Annotated in this window: 19 protein-coding genes; 10 read left to right on the top strand and 9 right to left on the bottom strand. The window is 47.0% G+C overall.

Annotation, left to right across the window (positions count from 1 at the left end; genetic code table 11):
• Window positions 1–16: 16 nt before the first annotated feature.
• From AAA946_RS23400 to AAA946_RS23385, 4 genes are all read left to right on the top strand, one after another.
• Window positions 17–1729: an efflux RND transporter periplasmic adaptor subunit gene (locus AAA946_RS23400; protein ID WP_338167136.1), complete on the top strand. Its 1713-nt coding sequence runs from the start codon at window positions 17–19 to the stop codon at window positions 1727–1729.
• A complete protein-coding gene (locus tag AAA946_RS23395) occupies window positions 1726–4848 on the top strand; it encodes an efflux RND transporter permease subunit (protein WP_338167135.1) in 3123 nt (1040 codons plus the stop codon). Before AAA946_RS23400 ends, AAA946_RS23395 begins: the two co-directional genes overlap by 4 nt.
• 84 nt (window positions 4849–4932) lie before the next feature.
• On the top strand, window positions 4933–5499 hold the full coding sequence (gene copI, locus AAA946_RS23390) for a copper-resistant cuproprotein CopI (RefSeq protein ID WP_338167134.1): 567 nt from the start codon (window positions 4933–4935) through the stop codon (window positions 5497–5499).
• A gap of 125 nt (window positions 5500–5624) precedes the next feature.
• Window positions 5625–7061: an IS1182 family transposase gene (locus AAA946_RS23385; RefSeq protein WP_338163447.1), complete on the top strand. Its 1437-nt coding sequence runs from the start codon at window positions 5625–5627 to the stop codon at window positions 7059–7061.
• A 110-nt stretch (window positions 7062–7171) separates the two neighbouring features.
• Here AAA946_RS23385 and AAA946_RS23380 read toward each other — a convergent pair whose 3' ends face one another.
• Complete coding sequence (locus AAA946_RS23380; protein WP_338167133.1) at window positions 7172–7351, bottom strand: hypothetical protein; 180 nt, start codon at window positions 7349–7351, stop codon at window positions 7172–7174.
• 26 nt (window positions 7352–7377) lie between these two features.
• Window positions 7378–7743 (bottom strand): hypothetical protein, encoded by a 366-nt coding sequence (locus tag AAA946_RS23375; RefSeq protein ID WP_338167132.1) that lies wholly within the window; start codon window positions 7741–7743, stop codon window positions 7378–7380.
• Between the two features lie 372 nt (window positions 7744–8115).
• On the opposite strand from AAA946_RS23375, the gene AAA946_RS23370 reads away from it, so the two are divergent.
• From AAA946_RS23370 to AAA946_RS23345, 6 genes are all read left to right on the top strand, one after another.
• Window positions 8116–8283, top strand: a complete 168-nt coding sequence (locus AAA946_RS23370; RefSeq protein WP_338167131.1) for a hypothetical protein — start codon at window positions 8116–8118, stop codon at window positions 8281–8283.
• Window positions 8284–8376: 93 nt separating this feature from the next.
• Complete coding sequence (locus AAA946_RS23365) at window positions 8377–9747, top strand: TcdA/TcdB catalytic glycosyltransferase domain-containing protein (RefSeq protein ID WP_338167130.1); 1371 nt, start codon at window positions 8377–8379, stop codon at window positions 9745–9747.
• 4 nt (window positions 9748–9751) lie between these two features.
• Complete coding sequence (locus tag AAA946_RS23360) at window positions 9752–10543, top strand: hypothetical protein (RefSeq protein WP_338167129.1); 792 nt, start codon at window positions 9752–9754, stop codon at window positions 10541–10543.
• A gap of 31 nt (window positions 10544–10574) precedes the next feature.
• The gene (locus AAA946_RS23355) at window positions 10575–11816 is read left to right on the top strand and encodes an HlyD family secretion protein (protein ID WP_338167128.1); all 1242 of its coding nucleotides are present in this window, start codon (window positions 10575–10577) and stop codon (window positions 11814–11816) included.
• Window positions 11816–13948 carry a peptidase domain-containing ABC transporter gene (locus AAA946_RS23350; protein ID WP_338167127.1) on the top strand — a complete coding sequence of 711 codons (2133 nt, stop codon included), beginning with the start codon at window positions 11816–11818 and terminating at the stop codon, window positions 13946–13948. The genes AAA946_RS23355 and AAA946_RS23350 overlap by 1 nt, the downstream gene beginning before the upstream one ends.
• 127 nt (window positions 13949–14075) lie before the next feature.
• On the top strand, window positions 14076–14738 hold the full coding sequence (locus AAA946_RS23345) for a cupin domain-containing protein (protein ID WP_338167126.1): 663 nt from the start codon (window positions 14076–14078) through the stop codon (window positions 14736–14738).
• A gap of 6 nt (window positions 14739–14744) precedes the next feature.
• Here AAA946_RS23345 and galM read toward each other — a convergent pair whose 3' ends face one another.
• The 7 genes from galM to AAA946_RS23310 form a co-directional block, all read right to left on the bottom strand.
• The gene (gene galM, locus AAA946_RS23340) at window positions 14745–15779 is read right to left on the bottom strand and encodes a galactose-1-epimerase (RefSeq protein ID WP_338167125.1); all 1035 of its coding nucleotides are present in this window, start codon (window positions 15777–15779) and stop codon (window positions 14745–14747) included.
• A gap of 31 nt (window positions 15780–15810) precedes the next feature.
• A complete protein-coding gene (gene galK / locus AAA946_RS23335) occupies window positions 15811–16977 on the bottom strand; it encodes a galactokinase (RefSeq protein ID WP_338167124.1) in 1167 nt (388 codons plus the stop codon).
• Between the two features lie 60 nt (window positions 16978–17037).
• Window positions 17038–18090 (bottom strand): UDP-glucose--hexose-1-phosphate uridylyltransferase, encoded by a 1053-nt coding sequence (locus AAA946_RS23330; RefSeq protein ID WP_338167123.1) that lies wholly within the window; start codon window positions 18088–18090, stop codon window positions 17038–17040.
• Between the two features lie 206 nt (window positions 18091–18296).
• Window positions 18297–21398 carry a beta-galactosidase gene (locus tag AAA946_RS23325; protein ID WP_338167122.1) on the bottom strand — a complete coding sequence of 1034 codons (3102 nt, stop codon included), beginning with the start codon at window positions 21396–21398 and terminating at the stop codon, window positions 18297–18299.
• A gap of 101 nt (window positions 21399–21499) precedes the next feature.
• Window positions 21500–22729, bottom strand: coding sequence for an ABC transporter substrate-binding protein (locus AAA946_RS23320; protein ID WP_338167121.1), 1230 nt, complete (start codon window positions 22727–22729; stop codon window positions 21500–21502).
• Window positions 22730–22830: 101 nt separating this feature from the next.
• Window positions 22831–23682, bottom strand: a complete 852-nt coding sequence (locus tag AAA946_RS23315) for a carbohydrate ABC transporter permease (RefSeq protein ID WP_042500458.1) — start codon at window positions 23680–23682, stop codon at window positions 22831–22833.
• Window positions 23682–24602 (bottom strand): carbohydrate ABC transporter permease, encoded by a 921-nt coding sequence (locus AAA946_RS23310; RefSeq protein ID WP_042500456.1) that lies wholly within the window; start codon window positions 24600–24602, stop codon window positions 23682–23684. Before AAA946_RS23310 ends, AAA946_RS23315 begins: the two co-directional genes overlap by 1 nt.
• Between the last annotated feature and the right edge of the window lie 234 nt (window positions 24603–24836).

The raw sequence follows: 24836 nt of genomic DNA, 5'->3' as shown, positions 1-24836 counted from the left end.
TTTAAGGGAAACAATAATGAAAACACGAAATGTCGCCCTATTGGCGCTGGCCGTTGGTGCAGGTCTCGGAATAGTGGGAACGCAGTATTTCGGCACACACTCGATGAACGCCATGTCGTCACAAACTGGAACCAGTAGCGATGCCAATGAACCGCTTTACTGGGTCGCACCTATGGATCCCAATTACAAGCGCGACCAACCAGGTAAGTCTCCAATGGGTATGGATCTTATTCCAGTCTACGCCGATGACCTTAATGGCGCGAATGACAAACCAGGTACCGTCAAAATCGACCCGGCTGTGGAGAACAATTTGGGTGTAAAAACCGCCTCCGTCGAGAAACAAAAGCTCTCGCCACGGATTGCTACCGTCGGTTACATCGCCTTTGATGAAAGCCGTCTCTGGCAAACCAACGTACGTGTCGCAGGTTGGGTAGAAAAGCTTTACATCAATGCCGTGGGGGAACGAGTCAATAGAGGTGATGTGCTATTTAAGCTTTACTCGCCTGAGTTAGTCAAGGCGCAAGAGGAGCTACTCAATGCCTATCGAACTAAGCGAAACTCTCTTATCAAAGGGGCGACCGAGCGCCTGATCACCCTTGGTGTCGACAAGGCGCAAATACGCGACATCGTCCGTCAAGGCAAAGCATCACAAACCATTGATATCAAAGCGCTAGGTAATGGTGTTGTCGCTACGCTCAATGTGCGAGAAGGTGGGTATTTGTCCCCATCGCAATCGGTGATCAGTGCTGGGCCTATCGACCAAGTATGGGTCGATGCCGAGGTGTTCGAACGCCAAGCCGAATGGATCAAAAGCGGCAGTAGCGCGGTGATGACGTTGGATGCCATCCCAGGCAAAGAATGGCAAGGTGAAGTCGATTATGTCTATCCGATCCTAGACCCATCCACTCGAACCCTGCGCGTTAGGCTCAAATTCGACAACCCGGATTTTCAGCTCAAACCGAATATGTTCGCCAATATCGCTCTGCAACCACAAACCGATGAGGCTGTTCTAACGATCCCGCGCTCAGCGGTTATTCGCTCAGGTGGCATGAGCCGAGTTGTTCTTTCAGAAGGTGACGGCAAGTATCGCTCCGCTCGCATTCGTGTTGGCCGAGAAGCCAGTGATCGTATTGAGGTACTGGAAGGATTAACCATAGAAGACATCGTAGTGACATCAGCACAATTCATGCTCGATTCAGAATCTAGCCAAAGCGCTGATTTGTCGCGTATCAATGGCGTAGAGCCTCCGGCTGAAACTGTGTGGGCAAAAGGCGAGATCACCAATGTGATGGCGGGTCACGCTATGTTGACCATTAATCATCAACCGGTACCTGAATGGAACTGGCCGGGCATGGTGATGGATTTCAACGTCGAGCCAGACGTCGCGATGGATAAACTTGCAGCGGGTCAACAGATCGAGTTTGAAATGGCCAAAACGCCAGATGGTCAATACACCGTCACGGCAATCAACCCTAGCGAGAACCCTATGCCAACCGAGATCTGGGTCAATGGCAGCATCTCTATGCTAATGGCCGATTTTGGCATGATTACTATTGAGCACAGTGACGTACCGGAGTGGAACTGGCAGTCGGGAGAGATGAACTTCTCCACAGATGGCAGCGTTGATTTCACTGGATTTGAAGAGGGTGATACCGCGCGCTTTTTGATTAAGAAACAAGGCAGTGAGTTTATTTTGTCTGAGCTCAAACATGGAGGAGAGCAGCCATGATTGGAGCGATTATCCGCTGGTCTATCAACAACCGATTTCTGGTGTTGGTGGCAAGCTGCTTCTTGACATTAGCCGGCCTTTACAGCGTCAAAAATACCCCGGTGGACGCCATACCTGACCTCTCCGACGTGCAGGTGATCATCAAAACCAGCTACCCGGGACAGGCACCTCAGGTGGTCGAAGATCAGGTGACTTACCCACTTACCACAGCCATGCTTGCGGTACCGGGCGCAGAAACCGTGCGCGGTTACTCGTTCTTTGGTGACTCCTATGTCTACATCATCTTCAATGATGATACCGACATGTATTGGGCACGTTCACGGGTACTGGAGTATCTCAGCCAAGTGGCACCAAAACTGCCTTCGCAAGCCAAACCAACGCTCGGCCCTGATGCAACGGGAGTCGGTTGGATATACAGCTATGTACTGCAAGATACCACAGGACAACACGACCTTTCCGAGCTGCGCAGCCTGCAAGACTGGTTCTTAAAATACGAGCTGCAAACCGTCGATGGCGTATCTGAAGTCGCCACTGTTGGCGGCATGGTGAAGCAGTACCAGGTGCAGATCGATCCTGCCAAGCTGCGTGCTTATGATTTAACGCTTCAACAAGTGAACGCGGCGATCAAAAACGGTAACCAGGAAAGCGGTGCTTCGGTGATTGAAGTGGCAGAAGCGGAGCACATGGTTCGTACTACAGGCTACCTCACCAGCATTGAAGACATTCAAGCACTGCCACTTAAAGTCACAAGTAAGGGTACACCTCTGCTCCTTGGCGACATTGCCGACATTAACCTTGGCCCACAGATGCGTCGCGGGATCTCAGAGTTTAATGGTGAAGGAGAAGCGGTAGGCGGTGTGATTGTGATGCGCTTTGGTGAAAACGCCAGTGAAGTGATCGATAACGTCAAAGCCAAGCTTGATGACTTGCAGCGTAGCTTGCCGGAAGGCGTTGAAATTGTCGCTACCTACGATCGCTCAACGCTTATCAATGCCGCGGTAGACAACCTTTGGAATAAACTCGCCGAAGAGTTCATCGTGGTCGCGATTGTGTGTGCACTGTTTTTGTTTCACATCCGCTCCTCAATTGTCATTGCCATCAGCTTGCCAGTGGGGATTCTGTGCGCATTCATCGTCATGCATTGGCAAGGCATCAACGCCAACATCATGTCACTGGGTGGTATTGCCATCGCTATCGGCGCCATGGTCGATGGGGCGATCGTAATGATAGAGAACGTGCACAAGCACATAGAGAAAACCCCGCTCAACGACCAAAATCGCTGGCAGGTGATCAGTAAAGCGGCAGAGGAAGTCGGCGCACCGTTATTTTTCTCGCTGCTCATCATTACGCTCAGCTTCGTGCCCGTTTTCGCCCTTGAAGGCCAAGAAGGCAAAATGTTCTCGCCACTGGCTTACACTAAAACCTACGCCATGGCGGCAGCAGCAGGTCTAGCGATCACCTTAGTGCCTGTACTCATGGGTTACTTCATTCGTGGCAAGGTGCTCCCAGAGCACAAAAACCCGGTCAACAAAGCACTGATTGGTCTTTACAGACCAATGCTTAACTTGAGCCTTCGTTACCCGAAAACCATGATCATCATTGCATTGGGTTTGCTAGGTTCTGCTTACTACCCGACGTCTAAACTGGGTAGCGAGTTTATTCCACCGCTTGATGAAGGCGACTTGATGTACATGCCGACCACCTATCCTGGCATTTCAATTGGTAAAGCGCGCGAGCTGTTGCAACAAACCAACAAGCTCATCAAAACCGTACCTGAGGTTGAAACCGTGTGGGGTAAGATTGGCCGCGCCGAAACGGCTACCGACCCTGCGCCTCTCACCATGATTGAGACCACCATTCAGCTCAAGCCGAGAGATGAGTGGCGCGAGGGTGTGACAACCGAGTCGCTTCGCAAAGAGTTTGATGATCTGGTTCAGTTCCCGGGTCTGACGAACGCTTGGGTGATGCCAATTAAAACCCGAATCGACATGCTCGCAACCGGTATCAAGACCCCTATCGGGATTAAGATCGCAGGACCTGAACTTGGTGTGATTGAAGAGATTGGTGCCAACCTTGAGCCCATTCTCAATGACATCACGGGTACCGTTTCGGTCTATGCCGAGCGAGTGGCAGGTGGCCGTTACGTCACCATTGATATTAAACGTCTAGCAGCCGCGCGCTACGGGCTAAATGTCAGTGACGTTCAACAAGTCATCTCGACGGCCGTTGGCGGCATGAATGTGGGCGAAACCGTCGAAGGTCTCGAACGTTACCCAATTAACGTGCGCTACCCACAGGACTATCGTAACTCAGTGGTAAAACTGCAAAACCTGCCCCTAGTTACTCCTAACGGTGCACGCATCGCACTCGCCGATGTGGCAGATATTCGCTATGAAGATGGCCCACCGATGATCAAGACCGAAAATGCACGCCCCAACGGCTGGGTATTCGTCGACATTGCTGAGCGCGATCTCGGCTCCTATGTCAATGAAGCGCAGCAAGTGGTCGCGGAAAAGCTGGTGTTACCCGCTGGCTATTCACTGGCATGGTCCGGTCAATACGAGTACATGGAGCGCGCCAAACAGCGCCTTGGTGTCGTGATCCCCATTACGCTCGCCATCATCATGCTGTTGCTCTATTTGAGCTTTCGCCGAGTGGGTGAGGTACTCGTCATCATGGGTACCTTGCCACTCGCGATGGTCGGTGGACTATGGCTCATGCACTACCTTGGCTACAACTTCTCAATCGCAGTTGGCGTGGGCTTTATCGCGCTTGCGGGCGTCGCGGTTGAGATTGGCGTCATCATGTTGGTCTACCTCAATCAAGCTTGGCATGGACGAAAGCTCTCTGCCGAGCGAGACCGTACACCACTGACCGCAGACATGCTGACTCAGGCAATACAAGAAGGCGCAGGCCTTCGCGTACGACCGGTAATGATGACCGTATTGACGGTCATCATTGGCCTTATCCCCATCATGTATGGCTCCGGAACCGGCTCTGAGGTGATGCAGCGTATTGCAGCACCAATGATAGGTGGTATGGCTTCGGCACTGTTGCTCACGCTACTGGTACTGCCTGCCATCTACAAACTTTGGAAATCTAAAGAAATCAAACACTAACTAGCTCGCACCTGCTTGTCGCTTGAAAGTACAGTCCCTTTAAAGTACAGAGACGGCAGGTGCAAACCACAAAAGGACATCAAAATGAAAAAGACGCTCATCGCACTAACCATGACATTGATTGCCACACAAAGCTTCGCCGATGGCATGGATCATTCAAAAATGGATCACGGAGCTATGAATCATGACACGATGGATCATAGCAAAATGGATCACAGTAAAATGGACCACAGCAAAATGGATCATGGCATGATGAACATGAAAGGTATGTCTGCTGTCGGCATGCCTGCCCCAGGCGCAAAACCTGACAAGGTGGTACACGTCATTCTCAAAGATGACATGACCATCTCATTCAAACGTGATGTCGAAATCGAACCGAACGATGTGGTTCAGTTTGTGGTAATGAATACAGGCAAAGACGATCATGAGTTTGTGATCGGCTCACCAGCCGAGCAGGTCGCTCACCGTAAAATGATGGAAAACCCAACAGATGACCACGATCATCACAGCATGGGCAATGTGCTGTACCTCAAGCCAGGAAAAGCGGGACAGCTCAACTGGCACTTCCACGGTGAAAAAGAGATTGAATTCGCCTGTAACATTCCAGGCCACGCAGAAGATGGTATGACTAAGAGTATTGTTCTCAAGTAGTCAGCCAGACTCAATCTTGTATCAAGAGAGCACGACTACGTGCTCTCTTCAGACTGCTGACAAAGGTCTAGCTTTCAAGCTAGACCTTTGATCTAATAGGAGTATCGAAATATGGATACTCCGATATGCTTCAAAAACCTTCTCCTCAGCAATACGAACTCGAAATGGTAACCATGGAACAGCTCGTTCCACAGAATCATCTCGTTCGTAAAATTGATAATGCCATCGACTTCGAGTTCATCAGAGACGAAGTGGCACATCTATACTGCAAAGATAATGGCCGCCCACCCGTAGACCCTGTGCGTTTATTCAAAATCATTCTGCTTGGCTACCTATTCGGCATCAAAAGTGAGCGCCAACTGGTCAAAGAAATTGAAGTGAACGTCGCTTATCGTTGGTTCTTACGAATGTCACTGACCGAAAAAGTTATCCATGCTTCGACGTTAAGCCAGAACCGAATTCGACGCTTCAATGGTACTGACGTCTTTGAGCGCATCTTCAACAACATAGTGCTTCAAGCGATGGAGAAAGGCTTAGTCGCAGGACAGGAGCTCTTCACTGACAGTACACACCTTAAAGCCAATGCTAACAAGAACAAGCACATGAATCGTCTGCGTCCAGTTAGTGCAGGCGCTTATCTTGATATGCTGAATGAAGATGTGGCTGCAGACCGAGAATCTGAAGGTAAAAATCCATTCAAAGAGACGCCACCAAAGACAGACGTCAAAAACACTAAAGTCAGCACCACCGACCCTGAAAGTGGCTTTATGACACGAGACAATAAGCCTCAAGGCTTCTTCTATCTTGACCACCGAACCGTGGATGGTAAGCACGGTATCATCGTAGACACATACGCAACACCGGGGAATGTGAATGACTCACAGCCCTATATCCGTCGTCTCGATCACACACTAGAGCAGTTCAACCTCAATCCTATCGCAGTTGGTATCGATGCAGGTTACTTCACTGCGCCTGTTGCTGAATCACTCGAGCGCCGCAGTATATTAGGTGTGTTCGGGTATCGCCGCCCATCAAGAACTAAGAACAAATTTAAGAAGAAAGACTTCAAATACCAAAAAGAGACCGATACCTATCGCTGTCCAGAAGGGCAAGAACTTATCTATAAAACCACAACACGCGCAGGCTATCGCTCATACGCTTCAGACCCGAAACAATGTGCGTTTTGCCCCGTTCGGGACGACTGTACTAAGAGTGAAAATATGCAGAAGGTCATAACGCGTCACCTTTATAGTGAGACGGTGGAGCGAGCCAATCAAATGCGACTCTCTAGCTACGGAAAGAAGACGTATCGGAGGCGAAGTGAAACAGTAGAACGAAGCTTCGCCGATGCAAAACAACACCATGGCCACCGTTACGCGCGCTACCGCGGTCTCGCAAAAGTGCAAATGCAATGTTGGTTAGCCGCTGCCGCTCAAAACATCAAGAAGATAGCGTTGGTGGTGAGCTATCTGCGAAAAATGGGCCTAAATAAGGCAGAAATAAGTCAAATACTAGCCTCTGTATGCCGATTTAAGCCTTACTCACTTCAGAACGCTATCTAACAAAAAATATCGCGATCGCGGCCTACGGCCGCTCCGAAAAAAGAACCCCGCTTGAAAAAGCGGGGTTCGTCAGCAATCTGAAGAGAGCACGACTACGTGCTCTCTTTTTTTTATACCGAACTGCTTTCTAACCGCTTGCAATAGTCGACATCATTAAACTCTTGATCGACCAACTTAAGCGTATTTTCATCTTTGAACGTTGCGCCAAAGACTTCTATTGCGGGCTTGTGTGACATAATCCATTCAACTTCGCCTCTCGCCCACTCATTTTCTTGGTCAACGGCCAACATTTCATAGCCCTTTTCATAATGAAGAGCTAGCTTATTACATTCCAAGTGCCAGAATAAGTCACTTGGTATCGAACATGATTACGTCGACCATTAGGTAATGCTAAAATATAAGTTCCTGAATAAAGATATTGATTATCAGCTAAATACTTTTCTGTGATATCAAGATCAATGTTTTCATCAAGTGTTAGTTTGCATTTCCATGCTCCCAACAACCCCTCCTCAGTGATCGGAGTTTCCTTTGTGCAGCCAGCTACCAATACGCTGATAGCAATAAAAGACACCAACTTCATTGTCATAGACATACCTTCTTGTTTCGAATTATTGTTATTTTTTGCAAGGTAGTTCAAAACAAGTAAATAGATCAAGCTTTTTTGTAATGTAATGGATTTCACTAATAGCAGACCTAATTTTATGTGAACTACATCATATCAAGCTAGCCATTAAATTTAATTACATTTCAATCAATAACATCACGCATTTATAGTAGGTTTATTATTTGATCCCTTTATTTATGAGGGATAGGAACTATTAGTAATATTATCAATTCAAACTTTAATAAAATAATTAAAATCTACCTATTGATTAAACACTATAGTTGCAGTAGATTTATTTCGACTCTAGGTAACAGGCGAGACATTTTGTTGTAATTATTTTTCTCAATGCCTGATAACCTTTCTGAGTCATTTTATATTCGCTAACACTTATCCAATCGAGTTAGGTGTATGTTGCTAATAGTATTTAAGGAATCAGAATGAAAAAAAATAATGTGTTCACAAGGAAAAGCAATCGACAATAAAGAGACTAAGATTGCTGAGCTTAATGCAAATGAACTGGATGAAGTGGTAGGCGGTCGTTACAGTCGCCGCGTATTCCGCGGTTGTGTATCGAATGCTCGTCGCGCACAGCGCATGGGCTCGAGCTCTTGGGGCTAAATAAAGATTAGAGAGTGGGACGGGCCCATCCCACTCTTTTGTTTACTTTTCACATAACGAATAGTTTCACTTTTCTTTATCTGGGTAGATTGCATGCCTAACAACAGCTTCGAGTATTATATTTCATCCCTTGCAAGACTAGCCTCTGAAAGCGATACCTCTTCAGTCCCTATAAACAAAGATAATTTAAGTTCTAAAATATCTCAGTGTATCCCAAGTTTTCATGAGCGTTATTCAACAGAAGTAGAACCGTTAATCCATTTTGTATGGATTGGTAATATTTCATCCACTTCTTGTAAGTTTATTCAATTATGGTCAGATAGAAATCCTGATTATAGTGTAGTACTTTGGCGTCTACACTTTGGTCTTCTAGCATCAAAAGTTAAGGTATACCTGAATCAGTTGACTAAGAATCTACAGTTCCCCTCTTTGTCTTCAGCACAAGATGCTTTTTATGACCATTATGAGTCCTTAAAGTTAGACTCTATTAATGTTGACCTAACTTTATTATCTTTTTTAGAGTTACACAATAAGATACTTTATCACGAGGCTAAGAAAGAATATATAGCACTCATAGAGCGTGAAAAACAACTCTCAAAGCAGTTTGACATTCGTTACATAGATCAAGAAACTGGAATATTCAAAAACAAAAGACACAAACTCAATAGTTATTTTACAAGGAAAATTATTCTCAGACAAAACTTAGCCTGTGCTAGCGATATATTTCGTCTCGCTGTGTTATATGAGCACGGTGGTATCTATATTGACTCTGATACTATGCCATGTCTAAACAATCTATTCCCCAATTGCAGTCAGTTTTATGGAGAGAATCGAGAAGAGTATCGCTTGCTTGATGCGTATAAATCACAACTGGTCGCGACTGAGCTACTCAACATCGATAAACAAAACGCCGGGGGCAACCTACGGGCAGTCATTGAGTCTTTGGCACCAGAAGCCATAGAAGCACTTGAAGCCGATGAAATTCGCCCCCGCTCTATCGATCAGGTTGCGCCTCTGGGACGTTTACGGGTCTACAAAGACAGTATTCGTTTATCTAGTGATAGGAACGTTGCCGGTGACTTCAACAATAACCTCATCGCTACGCACAAACATTCCCGTTTAATTCGCATCATCATCCGAGAGATGTGCGTCAGATATCGATACCTCGAACGGAACCACTTAATCAATTCAAGTAAAAGCAGTAATACATGCCCCAACACCTATTACGAAAGACTCAATAACTACCGTCAAGATGGCGATGAGAGTGGCAACTTCGTTACGCTGGAGTTAACTGGACCCATTTTGATTTTAGAGGTCACTCTCGGTGTGGCATATCGAGTGTTTGATTTAGGTCCTTTATCTCAAGAAACGTTGGGGCTGTTGCTTCACATGCCCGAGCTGGGCTTCGCTTTTCCAGATCAAACCATGTACACGTACCATCATCTTGAATCAACTTGGATGTAACTTTATGCCTCGTTTGTATTTAGCTTTATCTGCCGCTGTAATGGCCATAGTCTTTGTATCAACCTTAGTGAAATCCAATATAAAAGATACGGATTCGCAAAGCTCACTGTACACCTATTGTAAAGAATCGACGCCAACCCAGACGACAACCATCGACTTCTTGTTGGATCCGGCTTCGCTGGCCTCAGTGAACATCGATAGGTTGCAGACATGGATAGACACTGGGAATACCGTGCTCGCGAACTCCTGCTTAAACGTAAGGCGTGAAATGGGGCTCGTGGTCGAAACTAAAAACAGTTACGTCCATTTCCTAGAGACCAACGACCCCAAAAGGTTACACCATCACCTCAAAAAGAACGAAGCCGAGCAATACGCCTTCGACAATCATCCACATCGGATTCTTGTATTTGTTGCTCCCTTCGTCGATGAAGACATCGTGGGATACGCTTGGCCAACGCTCTACGACGATTTTGTTCTGCTGACAACCAATGTTATGGCTCATACACTCGAACATGAACTCGGTCACTTAGCCGGAGCAGAACACGAAAAAACCAAACTAGAGCTGCTAAAAGATTTCTTGCCATTTGTGTCGAGCAAGCATGGTTCTAGCGCGGCTACAACCTGCTCAGGAAAACAGACCGTCATGTCGCAATTGACACATCCTGACTCCGTAATCTTGGCCTATTCATCCCCACTCACTTCTTACCAAGGTGAAACGTGTGGTAATGAGAAGTATGCCGACAATCGCAGTGCCATAGAGCAGTACTACCGCCAGCATTCGTTGCAAGCGCCTTAGCTGCTCTACCGCAAATTGAAGGAAACTGGCTATGTCACTTTTTAGGCAAGAAGTCCTTGAAGCAAAAAAGACCAATAATATGGGTGTCGTGGTTATCCATCAGCCCATCTCTATCTATTGGATCTCAGCGATCATCATAACCATTAGCCTCATTGCCGGTTGGGTTGTCGCGAATACAGAGTACGCTAGGCGAGAAACTGTCGTCGGGTATCTGGTCCCCAATCGCGGATTAGCTAAGGTGTACAGCGGACGCAGTGGTGTTGTTGAAGGTATCAAAGTCGCAGAAGGTCAAGAGGTACAAAAAGGCGACATCCTTGCGACAATACGTAACAGCGAGAGCTTAGCAACAGGCGTGGAGCTTTCTCAACAACTCACACTTCATACTCGCGGAGAAATCGATGCCCTTAAGGCTAAAAAAACGGCTTTACTCAACCTAAAGGAATCTTCCGAGAAACACTTAAAATCCAAAGTCGAGCAACTTGAGCAGGCTAAACTGGCGGTGATTAATACCTCAAAGTCTGCCAAAAGAAAACGTGAGTTAGCCAAGCAGCGCTTTCTAAACGCCAAAACTCTGTACTCTAAAGGATACATGAGCTCGGTTCAGTTCGATGATTTTCAAGAGCAATATCTTGATAGCCAGACTATTTTCGACCAAACCGAACAGCTCAAAAGTGAACTAGACATAGAGATGAGCGATATCCGGTCTGAGCTGGCGTCACTGCCACACAATCATCAGATGGAGATCAATACGCTAACGCAAGAGATACTTAGCCATAAGTCCCAACTCGCACGCCTAGAAAACCAATTTGCCTTTGTTGTAAAGGCACCAGAATCTGGTATTGCCACAGCGATAAGGGTAAATGAGGGAAGTCGCGTCAGCTCTTCATCTCCTTTACTCAGCATCATTCCAAAAGACTCCCCACTCATTTTAGAAATGCTTTTACCAAGCCATTCAGCCGGTTTCGCTCAGGTAGGCGACGAAGTGAATATTCGACTGGACGCGTTCCCTTATCAAAAATTTGGTTTTCTGAGTGGTCAGGTTATTCACGTTGATAAAGCGCTGCTGTTACCTGAGGACGAGCAGCTCCCTGTTGAAATTCCCACTGCCATGTATCGCATAAAAGCCTCTCTTTCGTCTCAACATATTCAGGCTGTGGGTACTTTACTACCGCTCAAGGTGGGTATGCTCGCCGAGGCTGACATTATTCTAGAAAGTAGAACCATCGCAGAATGGTTACTGGAACCATTACTATCAATAAAAGGGAAGCTGTAGTGGCCACATCCGTCTACGCTCAGAAAAGCAGTAAACTAACTGATAATCAAGCCGCCGTGCACAAGCTCAATTTTAGGAAACAACACTCAACTCCGTTAATTCTTCAATCGGAAATAGCTGAGTGCGGTTTAGCTTGCATTGGCATGGTGGCGAGTCACCATGGACACAAAATTAATTTACCCGGTATTCGCGCCTTCCACTCTGTTGGTTCACAGGGTATGAAGCTGGCTGATGTCATTGACATTGGGGACAAATTTGGCCTCGCTAGTAGGGCATTAAAATGCCCAATCAACGAAATCAATAGACTGGCGCTACCTTGCATCATTCATTGGGATCTCGACCACTATGTCGTACTCACTCGGGTCGATGATGGCAAAGTAGAGATCAATGACCCAGCTAGAGGGCGGCGAAAACTGACGGTCGATGAGTTTGGCGAGCATTACACCGGTATTGCACTCGAACTGACACCCACGAGTGCATTCAAAAAGGCTGACCGTCGAATTTCAATGAGACTCAGTGATCTATGGGAAAGAGCGGTTGGTTTTAAACAAAGCATAGCCTTGCTCATTGCGTTGTCGGTTATTCTGCAGGTTTTCGCTCTTGCTTTGCCCTATTATACGCAGTGGACAGTCGACAAAGTACTCCTCACTAACGATCAACCCTTGCTTACAGTTCTGGCATTAAGCTTCGCAGCGCTGATTGTAATGCAGGCTGCTCTGGCCGCTTTTCGTTCTTGGATTGTGGTGCGTTTAACGACCTCATTGAGTTTACAAATGGGCGCGAATTTGTTTCGTCATTTACTCAAGCTACCGCTCAACTTTTTTGGTTCAAGGCACATTGGGGAAATTATTTCTCGCTTTGGCTCGTTATCAGAAATCAAAGAGCTTCTTACCAACAATGTCGTCGAAATATTCATTGATGGCATCATGGCATTGCTCATTTTGGGTGTGATGTATCTCTATGACGCAAAACTGGCTTGTATCGCGTTTATCGTCACCGTTCTCGCATTTCTTATCGAACTCGGATACTTCTATCCCATAAGAAAAATAAAAGAAGAACTCATTAATGACGAAGCAAAAGAGGATACCGTTTTTCTTGAAACTATCCGCTCAATCCAAACTATCAAACTATATAACCAAACCAACGCTCGACTCAGTAACTGGCTAAATCGAAACACAGATGTGCTTAACAGTAACATCCGTCTGTCAAAGCTGGAGATCGGCAAAGAATCAATGATCAAAACCCTATTTGGATTGGAAGGGATTTTTCTACTCTATCTAGGTGCGCATTCCGTCATCAATGGTGGATTTACCATTGGTATGCTGCTCGCATTTTTATCTTACAAAACGCTATTTACCAGCTGTGCTAAAAACTTTATTGATAAAGGATTTGAGTTCCGCTTGCTCTCACTGCATCTCGAAAGATTGGCAGATATAACACTTCATCAAACCGAAAGACAAATCGGACAAACTGCTAAACCAAAAGCTAAAGCAAGTTCCCTTCAACTCGTTAATCTGGGCTATAGACATGAGGGCTGTTCTGAGTTTCTATTTAGGAACATTAACTTACAGATAACCGAAGGAGAGTCTGTTGCGCTAACAGGCCCATCCGGGTGCGGAAAGTCTACCCTGCTAAAAGTAGTATTGGGAGTACTACCGCCTACTGAGGGTAGAGTACTGATTGACGGAGAAGATATCTCTGAGCTTGACCTTGGCAGTGTACGAAGCAAGATAGGTTCTGTTATGCAAAACGATAGTCTGCTGTCCGGTACTGTCATTGACAACATAACCTTGTTCGAGCCCAACTACGATCAAGAGAAACTTGATAACGCAATCCATCTCTCAGGTTTATGGGATGATCTCGATAACCTGCCCTTGGGAGGCATGACACTGATCGGTGATATGGGTAGCACATTATCTGGAGGACAAGCACAGCGCGTTTACCTCGCTCGTGCTTTGTACTTTAGTCCCTCCTTACTCGTTTTAGATGAGGCAACAAGCCACCTAGACCAAAGCAAAGAGTCGGAAGTCAATGACAAAATAAGGCAGCTCAACTTAACTCGAATTATGGTTGCTCACAGAAAGGAGACTATCGAATCCGCAGACCGAGTGGTCGACATTACTGCCCTATAAGTCGAGGACCACGAAAACGTTAAAATTAACACCTTCGTGGAGTTACGCCATCGTATCGATGATCATGATTGTCTGTCTCACACGTAGTAGTCTAAAATTACAAGAATGTTTTGGGAGCTCTGCAAGTATGGAAACTCTAATCAACGCCGATTTTGACCAGCGCGTAGTAATACGACCAACAGACTACCAGTGGGTTGACTCTCCTATGCCCGGCGTTAGTCGCATGCGTTTGGACCGTATTGGTGATGAAGTGGGACGCGTGACTTCCATCGTACACTATGAGCCAAATAGTGCGTTTTCAGCACACACCCACAGCGGCGGTGAAGAGTTTTACGTTTTGGAAGGCACCTTTTCCGATGAGCACGGCGACTACCCAGCAGGCAGCTATGTCCGTAATCCCATTGGCAGCGCACATACGCCGAAAATTGGCTCTGACGGTGCGACTATCTTCGTCAAACTGCACCAGTTCCATGAGCAAGACCAAGCTCAGTTTTGCATCAATACATTAAAGCAGTCATGGTATCGAGGATTGGTCGACGGACTCACCGTGATGCCGCTACATGAGTTTGAAGCTGAGCATGTTTCGCTAGTTAAATGGGCGCCCAATACCCAGTTCAATGCCCACCAACATTGGGGCGGAGAAGAAATATTGGTACTAGAAGGCACCTTTTATGACGAGCATGGTGAATACCCTAAAGGCACTTGGATCCGCAGTCCTCACCTTAGCAAGCACACCCCCTTCACCAAAGAAGATGGTGCGCTTATTTACGTCAAGACTGGGCATTTATAGTCGAGTTTATTTGATGGCAAACTCGTAACTTGTACTGTGCTTATACTGATTGCCAGGTCGAAGAATCGCATCTGACTCTTTCCAGCCGCGATTGGGCGAGTCTGGATAAAACTGAGTTTCCAGCGCTACCCCTTGATAATCTTTGTATAGTCCGCCTAGGCGATTAGGTGTATTCGCTAGCCAGTTACCCGTATACAGCTGCATTCCTGGTTTCGTCGTGAAGACGCTCATTTCAACACGACTATCTGGAGAGACGAGACGCGCCACCGGCTCGTTACCTTGGCTCTCTAAAACGTAACAATGATCATACCCATTTGCTTGTCGTTGCTGCTCATCGGCCAATAGATGGGTCGAAATGGGCTTGGTCATATTGAAATCGAAACTGGTCCCCGCAACAGCCTCTGGTTCTGTAAAAGGAATACCATCCGCTTGTGTCGGCAAATAGTGCGAAGCACGAATCTGCAAGCTATGACCTAAGATATCCTCTTCAGACTCAGCCCCCAAAAGATTAAAGTAAGCGTGATTGGTTAGGTTAACCGGCGTTGCCGCGGTTGTTGTCGCACTGTAGTCAATAAGTACTTGGTTTTGTTCACTAAGGCTATAGCGGACACTCACCATTAGCTCGCCGGGGAACCCTTGGTCACCATCGGCTGAAACTAAACTGAGCTCAACACTGTTATCACTCTTCTCAACCAAATTCCAACGGCGCTTATCAAAGCCATCCAAGCCGCCGTGTAAACTGTTGCCTGATTGGTTGGTCACGGCTTGAAACTCGTGGCCATCAATCTTAAACCTTCCACCAGCGATTCGATTGGCAAAGCGGCCGACTGTCGCACCTAAGAAGACCTTTTGACGCGCAAAGTCCTCCATCGTATCAACGCCCAACAGCACTTCTCGTTTTTCATCGTCGATAGGGAGCTTACAACTGAGCCATGTCGCACCAACATCCATCACCGTTACTTCCATTCCAGAAGCATTCGACAAGGTGTAAAGTGAAGGTGGTTTGCCGTCTGCTGCAAGTCCATTCATTATGGCTGTCATCGCAATCCTCTTATCTCAAAGTCAGTCATTCTCAATGCTCAAGCACTTCTACAACACCTGACCCTGCACTTGCTTGGCACACATAAATCGATGCTTGCAATCCAGTGGCTGCTTGATACTTCGCGGTCACAGCTTGCTCAACGGCATCGGTTAGACTTGGCGGGATCAATGCAACGATACAGCCGCCAAAGCCGCCACCAGTCATTCTCACGCCGCCTTGGTCGCCAATCACATCTTTGACAATGTCAACTAAGCAATCTATTTCGCTCACGGTGATCTCAAAATCATCACGCATCGAAGCGTGTGATTCGGCCATGAGCTCGCCCAAACGTTTCATCTCTTGAGCTCGCAATGCCTTCGCAGCCTCAAGAGTTCGGTCATTTTCAGTGATAACGTGGCGCGCTCTTTTAGCAACAACCTCTTCTAAGCTTTGTTGGTTTTGATTGAACTCTTCAATACTCACATCACGCAGCGCTTTGACGCCAAATACCTGAGCCGCTTGTTCGCACTGCAGGCGTCTTGTGTTGTACTCACTGTCGACAAGACCACGCTGTTTATTGGAGTTAATGATGACCACTGCCATTTCCTCTGGCATCGACACCGCTTCCGATTCCAACGTTCGACAATCAAGCAACATGGCGTGATTTTGCTCGCCTTTGGCGGAAATCATTTGGTCCATAATGCCGCAGTTGCAACCCACAAACTCATTTTCAGCTTTCTGACCATTAAGCGCAATTTCGGCTTGGCTGATATCGAGTTCGTAAAGTGTTTTGAAAGTCTGCCCAATCACCACTTCCAAAGCTGCAGAAGAGCTCAGGCCCGCACCTTGAGGGACATTGCCCGTGACACAAATGTCAGCACCGCTAAATCTATAGCCTCGGGCTAGCAAGAATTTCACCACGCCACGAATGTAATTTGCCCACATTTTTCCTGGCAAAAACTCTATCGGTTTGGAGAGGTCAAATTCATCGGTATCATTGCCATAATCGACCGATACCAAACGAATGAGGTTATCTTCGCGCTTTGCTGCAGCGACGACGGTTTGGTAGTTAATAGCACAGGGCAACACAAAGCCATCGTTATAATCGGTATGTTCGCCAATTAAGTTCACTCGACCTGGCGCTTGAATAATATGGGTCGGTTGATAGTCCAATACCTGTTTAAACACGCTTTTCACGTTAGTTATTAATTCAGACATAATACGCCCTCAATCCTTGGCTAATCACGGTAGCGTCTGCTGCCGTTAAAAATAGGGTGGTTACTGCTCTTTGTAATGCACATCACTCAACGCTCTTAGTCGCTCAGCCGCTTGCTCTGCAGTCAAGTCACGCTGCGACTCGGCGAGCATTTCATAGCCCACCATGAACTTTCTCACTGTGGCGCTGCGCAGTAGTGGTGGATAAAACAGTGCGTGTAACTGCCAATGTTCAATATTCTCACTGTCTTCAAAGAACGGTGCGAAGTGCCAACCCATGGAATATGGGAAAGAACACTGGAATAGGTTGTCGTAGCGACTGGTCAGTTTTTTCATCGCCACCGCCAAATCATCTCGCTGCTCATCGCTGAGTTCGCTCATACGGCGAACATGCGCTTTTGGTAGCAACATGGTTTCAAACGGCCACGCTGCCCAGTACGGTACAACGGCGAGCCAGTGTTCGGTTTCAACCACGGTTCTTGAACCGTCTTGCCGCTCCGCCTCCACATAATCGACCAGCAGATTTGAGCCATATTGCTCAAAATACTCTCGTAAGTGCTTGTCTTTGCGCTCGATTTCATTTGGCAAAAAGCTGTTCGCCCAAATCTGGCCGTGGGGATGCGGTTGTGAGCACCCCATGGTTTCGCCCTTGTTCTCAAACGCTTGTACCCAAATGTACTCTTTACCTAACTCTTCAATCTGCTCATTCCAGGTATCGATAACGCCGCGGATCTTACTGACACTGAGCTCAGGCAAAGTTTTGCTGTGATCAGGAGAGAAGCAAATCACTCGGCTTAAACCGCGTACCCCTTGAGTTCTAAATAAGGGGTTGTCGGATTGCGGCGCATCGGGAGAGTCCGGCATTAGTGCCGCGAAATCGTTGCTAAACACGTAAGTGCCTTGGTAATCCGGGTTCACATCACCAGAAATACGAGCATTGGTTGGACACAAGAAGCAGTTTTCATCGAAGCTCAGTAACGCTTGCGTAGCAGGCTTTTCATCCTGACCACTCCAAGGACGCTTAGCACGATGTGGCGACACCAAGATCCACTGCCCGGTCAATGGGTTGTAACGACGATGTGGATGATCCACTGGGTCAAACTGAATGTCGGTCATAGCTTCTCTCAATAGGTTAATTGCCCGCCGCTGAACATATTATCAAGCCTTGTCTCACTCGATCCGTGATCCAATTCGCGACAATGAAAACGTTTACACTAAGTATTCATCAAGTCATACGATAAAATACAATGTATTAAGGTGTTGTGGCCTGATACTAATAGTGAGCACCGTGAGGTTATTGATAACGGTTACACCTTATCCACTCAGGCATTAAATCTTAGTGCTACCTCATATCGATAGCGTTGCTCGCGAAGTTGATAAGCCTTGTGAACGCTTGGTGTCCAAGAGTCATCGCCTCCTACGCCCATGTGGTAACCATCGATACGCACATACAAGCAGCCATCTTTTTCAAGCTCGTTGGTGTGCTTTGCGTCAGCTAAACTATGTTGGCTGAACTCGCTGACAGAAAAATGAAACTTGCCCGTCACCGTCAAACTGCCAACCTTTAACTCGCGGTTGTCGCAACGCAGACCATTTTCCGATGGAAAAATATAGTCAGTGTGCATGCTAGACAGTGGCTGTTGATAGCGACCAAAGTGCGCTGACTCAATTCGGTCAGGGTAGTTTTCATGTGGCCCACGTCCAAACCACTCTACAGGGGTGTCATCTTGTGGCTGATGATATAGCCCGAGCTCCAATCCCACTCTTGGCATTGGTGGTAGGCCTTTCGCAAACGCGACATCCACGTCTATAGTTAGCTGACCTTCGCTATCAATGTGGTAACGCCAAGTGCTGGAAATGATTGGCGTCTGATCGTTGCTATAAATGGCTACACAGGTGATATCGACACCATCCTCTACCAAGTGATAATCGAAGGAATGACACTCACGAGTTAAGTTCGCCAAGCCTGCGGTTTGCCAACGAGCAAACCAGGAGTTGGGATCAAGCTTATTGGCTTCACTGGTACCGATATCGTTGTCGATTGGCGCTCGATAAAAGTTGTTTTGAATCGGCTGTGTTAACTTCTCAACGCCGTGAACCTTGCAGCTCACGAGATAGCCGCTGGCACTATCAAACTCAAAGGCAATATCATCGCTCACCACTGAGAGACACTGTTCTGTTTCTACAACTTCTAACTGAGCGATGGGTGGCGTTTTAGGCACCAAAAGCGTCGGTACAGCTTGCAGCTCTATTTGCTCTATCGCGGTAACATGCCCAGCCCCTGCCCACGGTGTTTCTTCATTCAGTCTAGTTTCTAAATTGAGATGGTATTCGGCACCGGGCTGCTTATCGATAACCTCACATAAGGTGATCTGCTGTTTCTGCCCGGGCTGAATTGTCATGGCTAATTCGCCAGAAGTACTCGGCGTGCCATCTTGGATCAGTTGCCAGTAAAGGACTTCATTGTCGCTGGCAACAAACAGGTTCTCATTCTCTATTTCGATAGTAAGTGGCTGCTCACTAACTAGCTTAAACTGATAATATTGCTGAGCTTTTTTCACTTCAAACAAGGCAGGGTGCGCCGTTCTATCAGGGAATATCAAACCATTGATACAGAATTGGCGGTCGTTAATTTCATCACCAAAGTCGCCGCCGTACGCCCAGTAATGACGCCCTTTGTCATCCACTTTACTCAGGCCTTGATCGACCCAATCCCAAATAAAGCCGCCTTGCAATCTTGGATGGTCACGAAACGCTTGCCAATAGTCGACAAAGCTTCCCAAGCTGTTTCCCATTGCGTGGGCGTACTCACACAAGATCAGCGGCCGTGATTCATTCGGAAGCGCTATGGCCTTTTTGATGCCGATACGCGGAGTAACTTCTGGCTGGTGCCCAACCACAGGCAAGTCCCAGTTTACGCGCGCGTACATAGGACAAATAATGTCTGTCGCCGCCGTCATCGCACCGCCGCCTTCATACTGCACTGGTCTCGATGGGTCACGCTGTTTAACCCATTGATACATTGCATGATGATTGCCGCCGATGCCCGATTCATTGCCAAGCGACCATACAATCACAGACGGGTGGTTTTTATCTCGCTCGACCAAATTCACCATGCGTCGCATATAAGCGTTCAGCCATTCGCTGTCGTCAGACAAACGGCACATTGGCACTTGGCCATGGGTTTCTATGTTGGCTTCATCAACTAAATACAGCCCAAACTCATCACACAGTTGATACCAAATCGGATGGTTGGGGTAGTGCGCGGTACGTACCGCGTTAAAATTATTTTGCTTTAGGAGTTTGATGTCTTCTATCATCGCCTCGCGAGTCATGACATGCCCAAGCTCTGGATGATGCTCATGACGATTGACGCCACGAATAAGAAGCGGCTTGCCGTTGACGCAGAGCTGGCCATTTAAGACTTCGACATTGCGAAAACCAACCGAATAGGCTTCGCAGTCAATGAGCTGATTCTGGTCATCAATGAGTGACACGACAACGCGATACAAATGTGGCGCTTCGGCGCTCCAAGCTTTCACATCGGCTACCGACAAGCGATGAATCGCTTTGTTGTCCCACGCACCTTTTTCATCGACAAATTCGACGCCAAATACTTGAGTTTGAGCTGCTATTTCATTACCTGCTGCATCAAATAGTGCCACGTTCACTTTAAGTGTGTCGCTTGGCGAGGATACCGTTGTCGTCACCGTTAGCAGACCATCTCGATAACCAGGTTGTAAACTGGCGACAGTCTCCACATCCGCTATATGCGTTATAGGTTTCGTGCGCAAAGTAACATCACGGAAGATGCCACTTAGCCACCACATATCTTGATCTTCAAGATAAGAGCCGTCAGACCATCTCAGCACCATCACGGTTAGTTGGTTGCGACCCGATATCAGATGCTGGCTAAGGTCAAACTCAGCCGGCAGTCGAGAATCTTGTGAATACCCTACCCAATGTCCGTTACACCATAAATGGAATGCACTGTTCACACCATCAAAGGTGATGGTGGTGGACGTGTTTTCTCGTGGTGAATAATCAAAATTTTTACGATACACCCCTGTTGGGTTCTGCTCTGGAACGTAAGGAGGATTATCGACAAATGGGTACTTCACATTGGTGTAGATTGGTTTATCAAAACCGTGCAATTGCCAGTTAGAAGGAACCGGAAGAGAGTGCCAGTCTGAATCCTCAAAATCTGGCTCAGTAAAGGCTTCTGACATCGCCTCTGGCGCTGTCAGCAAGGTAAACTGCCACTGCCCATTAAGCGAGGTTTGATTATCTGATGCGTCACCAACTCGAGCTTGCTCAATACTGCTGTAGGCATGCAAAGGCGCGTGAGCGGTCAGTACGTTGCGCTGAACAACGTGTTGATTTTCCCACTCTCGTGCCGCCATCACTTGGGCAAAAGTTCTCATCTCTACTTCCTATGGTTCCATTAACAACTGCTTTGAAACAAAAAGAGCGCTCCAATGGTTTGGAAACGCTCATTGGTATCGTTATTTAAACGCTTTACAGATTAGTTCTTAAACGTGCGCTGACGTACTTTTTCAAGACGTTTTAGGATTTGATCCACACGCTCAGGTTTCACCATGAACTCTTGGAAGCCCTTCATGCCTTCTTTCGCCATCGCAGGATCGGTATCGCGGTCGTAGAACTGAGCCGTACCGCTCGCATCTGCCAACATTTCCACGCCGATGTTTAGGAATTCATCATCAGCAGGCTTGGCTTTACTGTTGGTTGGGATCTGCAGTAGTACATCATTCACCAACTGCTGGATCTCTGGTTTGGCTACAAACGCTAGGAACTTACGTGCATCTTCTTTGTTCTTCGCTTTGGTTGGGATATGAATGGTATCCATTGGCGCATCTTCTGCAATTGGCACAGCAGGATCGATAACTGGGAATTGGAAGAAGCCCATTTTGCCATCAAGCTCAGCAGGGAAGTTAGGAGCAATAAAGTTACCAATCAGGTACATAGCCGCTTCACCGTTATACAAGAACGGCTGCGCTTCCTGCCAAGAGTAAGAGGCGTGGTTGTCTAGGTAGTAGCCAGGCTCCACCAGCTCAGCCCAATTTGCAAAAGTCTTCTTAACTCGATCATCAGTGTAAGGTACTTTGCCGTCCATCAAGTCGATGTGGAAATCAAGACCGTTGGTACGTAGGTTGATGTAGTCGAACCAACCTGCTGCTGTCCATAGGTACTTGGTACCGATGGCAAAGGGCGCCACTTCATTCTTCTTCAGTGTCGCAGCTGCAGCTTTTAGCTCATCCCACGTTTTTGGTTCAGCGATACCATACTTCTCGAAGATGTCTTTACGGTAGTACACACCCCATTGATAGTAAGTGTAAGGCACACCGTATTGCTTACCATTTACCGTCATCGCTGGCGCTGCCGATTTAAAATCTTGAGCCATGTTGTTGTCAGCCCAAATGTCACTTACATCTTCCAATAGTCCACGATCAACGAATGTTTTCATTCGGTTACCCGCATACCAGAACACAACATCCGGTGGAGACGTGACCAGCCAGTTACGAATTGTCGTCTTGTACGCTTCTTTATCATACAAGTTGTACTTCACCGTAATGTCTGGGTTTTCAGCTTCAAATCGTTTCACGATTTCAGCCCACGCTTCTTTTGGTGCAGGGTCTGCTTGATCCGAGTTAATCACTAACTCGCCCGCCCAAGCGGTTGTTGAGAGGGAAGCGCCAAGTATGGCGGTAGCAGCGAGGTGTTTCACAATTTTCATAGTAAGATCCTTATTGTCGAGCTTGCGCTCAGGCTCCATTTGTTATCGTTATAGCTTGCTGGTCGTCGCCAACCAGCACTGATTGTGCGGCTAAATCGGGGTTAACCTTTGGTTGCTCCCAACGTTAGACCAGCAATAAAGTGACGCTGCATGGTAAAGAACAGCACCACTGGAGGAATTGCAGCGACGACGGCACCAGCAGATATAAACTGCCATGACGCCAACCACTGCCCTTTCAATGCACTCAATCCTGCCGTTACGGGGCGCACTTCATCGCTTTGCACTAAAACCAGCGCCCAAAAGTAGTCATTCCAAATAAAGGTAAATACCAATACAGACAATGCGGCCAATGCCGGTCTGACAAGCGGCAACACCACGTGCCAGAAGATTTTCATTTCACTCACACCCTCAACGCGCGCCGCCTCAATCAAGGCATCGGGGATGCCGACAATAAAGTTGCGCATAAACAGGGTACAAAAGCCGGCTTGGAAGGCGACGTGGAAGAAGATAAGCGCCCAATGCGTATCATAAAGACCAAAGGTAATGGTGAGATCGCGCACTGGAATCATCAGGATTTGGAACGGAACGAAGTTACCTGCAATGAACATCGCAAAAATCCAAATATTGGCCTTGAAGTTATACTTCGCGAGCGCAAACCCTGCCAACGTAGACAGCGCCACCGCGCCTGCAACTGCGGGCAACGTGATGATCAAACTATTCAGCAGATACTGCCCCATCGGCGTTGCCGTGAACACTTGCGTGTAGTTTTCAACAAACTGGATATCACTCGGCCAGCCCCAGTAATTACCTTTGTTGATGTCTTCCATTGAACGAATCGAGGTCATCATCACCGCAATAAGCGGCAACAGCCACATCACAATCGAAATAGGCAGCGCCACTCGATAGCTGATATTGGTAAAGCGTCCAGATTTTTCTATCGGTTGTGGGTACATTATTTTTCACTCCTTAGCATTCGCCACAAGAAGTAAGCGATGTAGATATCCATAATCAGAAACAGAACAACCGATACCGAGGCGCCATAACCCATGCGGTAGTTGAATATTGATTCTTCGTACATTTGATAAGCGAGCACTGATGAGCTCCCCCACGGGCCACCCGCAGTCATGGTCGCCACGAGGTCAAACGAACGAAGTGCGCCGATGACCGTAACCACGATAGCGATAAACGTCGCTGGACGAAGCTGAGGTAACACCACGTACCAAAGCATGCGCAGTTTCTTGGCACCATCAAGGCGCGCAGCTTCCAACTGCTCTGGATCCAGGTTATTCAAACCTGTGAGATACAAGATCATGCAATAGGAAATCTGTGGCCACAGACCAGCGGCAATGATCCCGTAGGTCACGTAATCTTCGTTGGACAAAATCGCAATAGCTTCAATATCGAAAAAGCCAAGTACGATGTTAAACAGACCAAAAGAAGGGTCATAGAACCAAGCAAAGACGAGGCCGACCACCACTTGAGAGATAACGAAAGGGAAGAAAAACAGAGATTTAACTACGCGAATTCCTCTTACTTGTTGATTGAGAAAGAGCGCAATAGCCAATCCAATGGGTGGTGCCAACATAAAGAACACCAACCACAAAAAGTTATTTTTAAGCGAGGTATAGAAGGCTTCTGAGTCAAAAAGCTCTCGATAATTGTCGAGACCCACCCATGTTTTTTCACCCAATCCATCCCATTCATAAAAGCTCAGCCAAATACTGTCCAGAATTGGATAGATGACGTAAACAGCAAAAATTAGGATAGCTGGCGCCAAAAATATCCATGGCGCGACTTGGGTATTAATACGACTTTTGCGTCGCTGTGACGGTAGCTGATTTTGTGGGTATACCGTTTTCACAGATTGTTCCATTTCAAGGTGACTCCCTACCCCATCGCAACATATTGTTAACAGTCAGAATTTCTGAAATTATCAACAATAAGCACTGTTTTAGATGGGTTTTAGTGAAAATACACTCGAATATTAGCCAACATGGTGAAATGTTGTACTGGTCAAAATAAAAACTGTAAACGTTTCCACAGTTTTCAATCAAAGTCGTTAACAATTTATGATCGTGATCAACTATTCTTGGTTTGACAGCTAACA

The sequence above is a fragment of the Vibrio sp. 10N genome (assembly GCF_036245475.1).
Taxonomy (GTDB): Bacteria; Pseudomonadota; Gammaproteobacteria; order Enterobacterales; family Vibrionaceae; genus Vibrio.
This window is presented reverse-complemented; position numbering and strand designations above follow the sequence as displayed.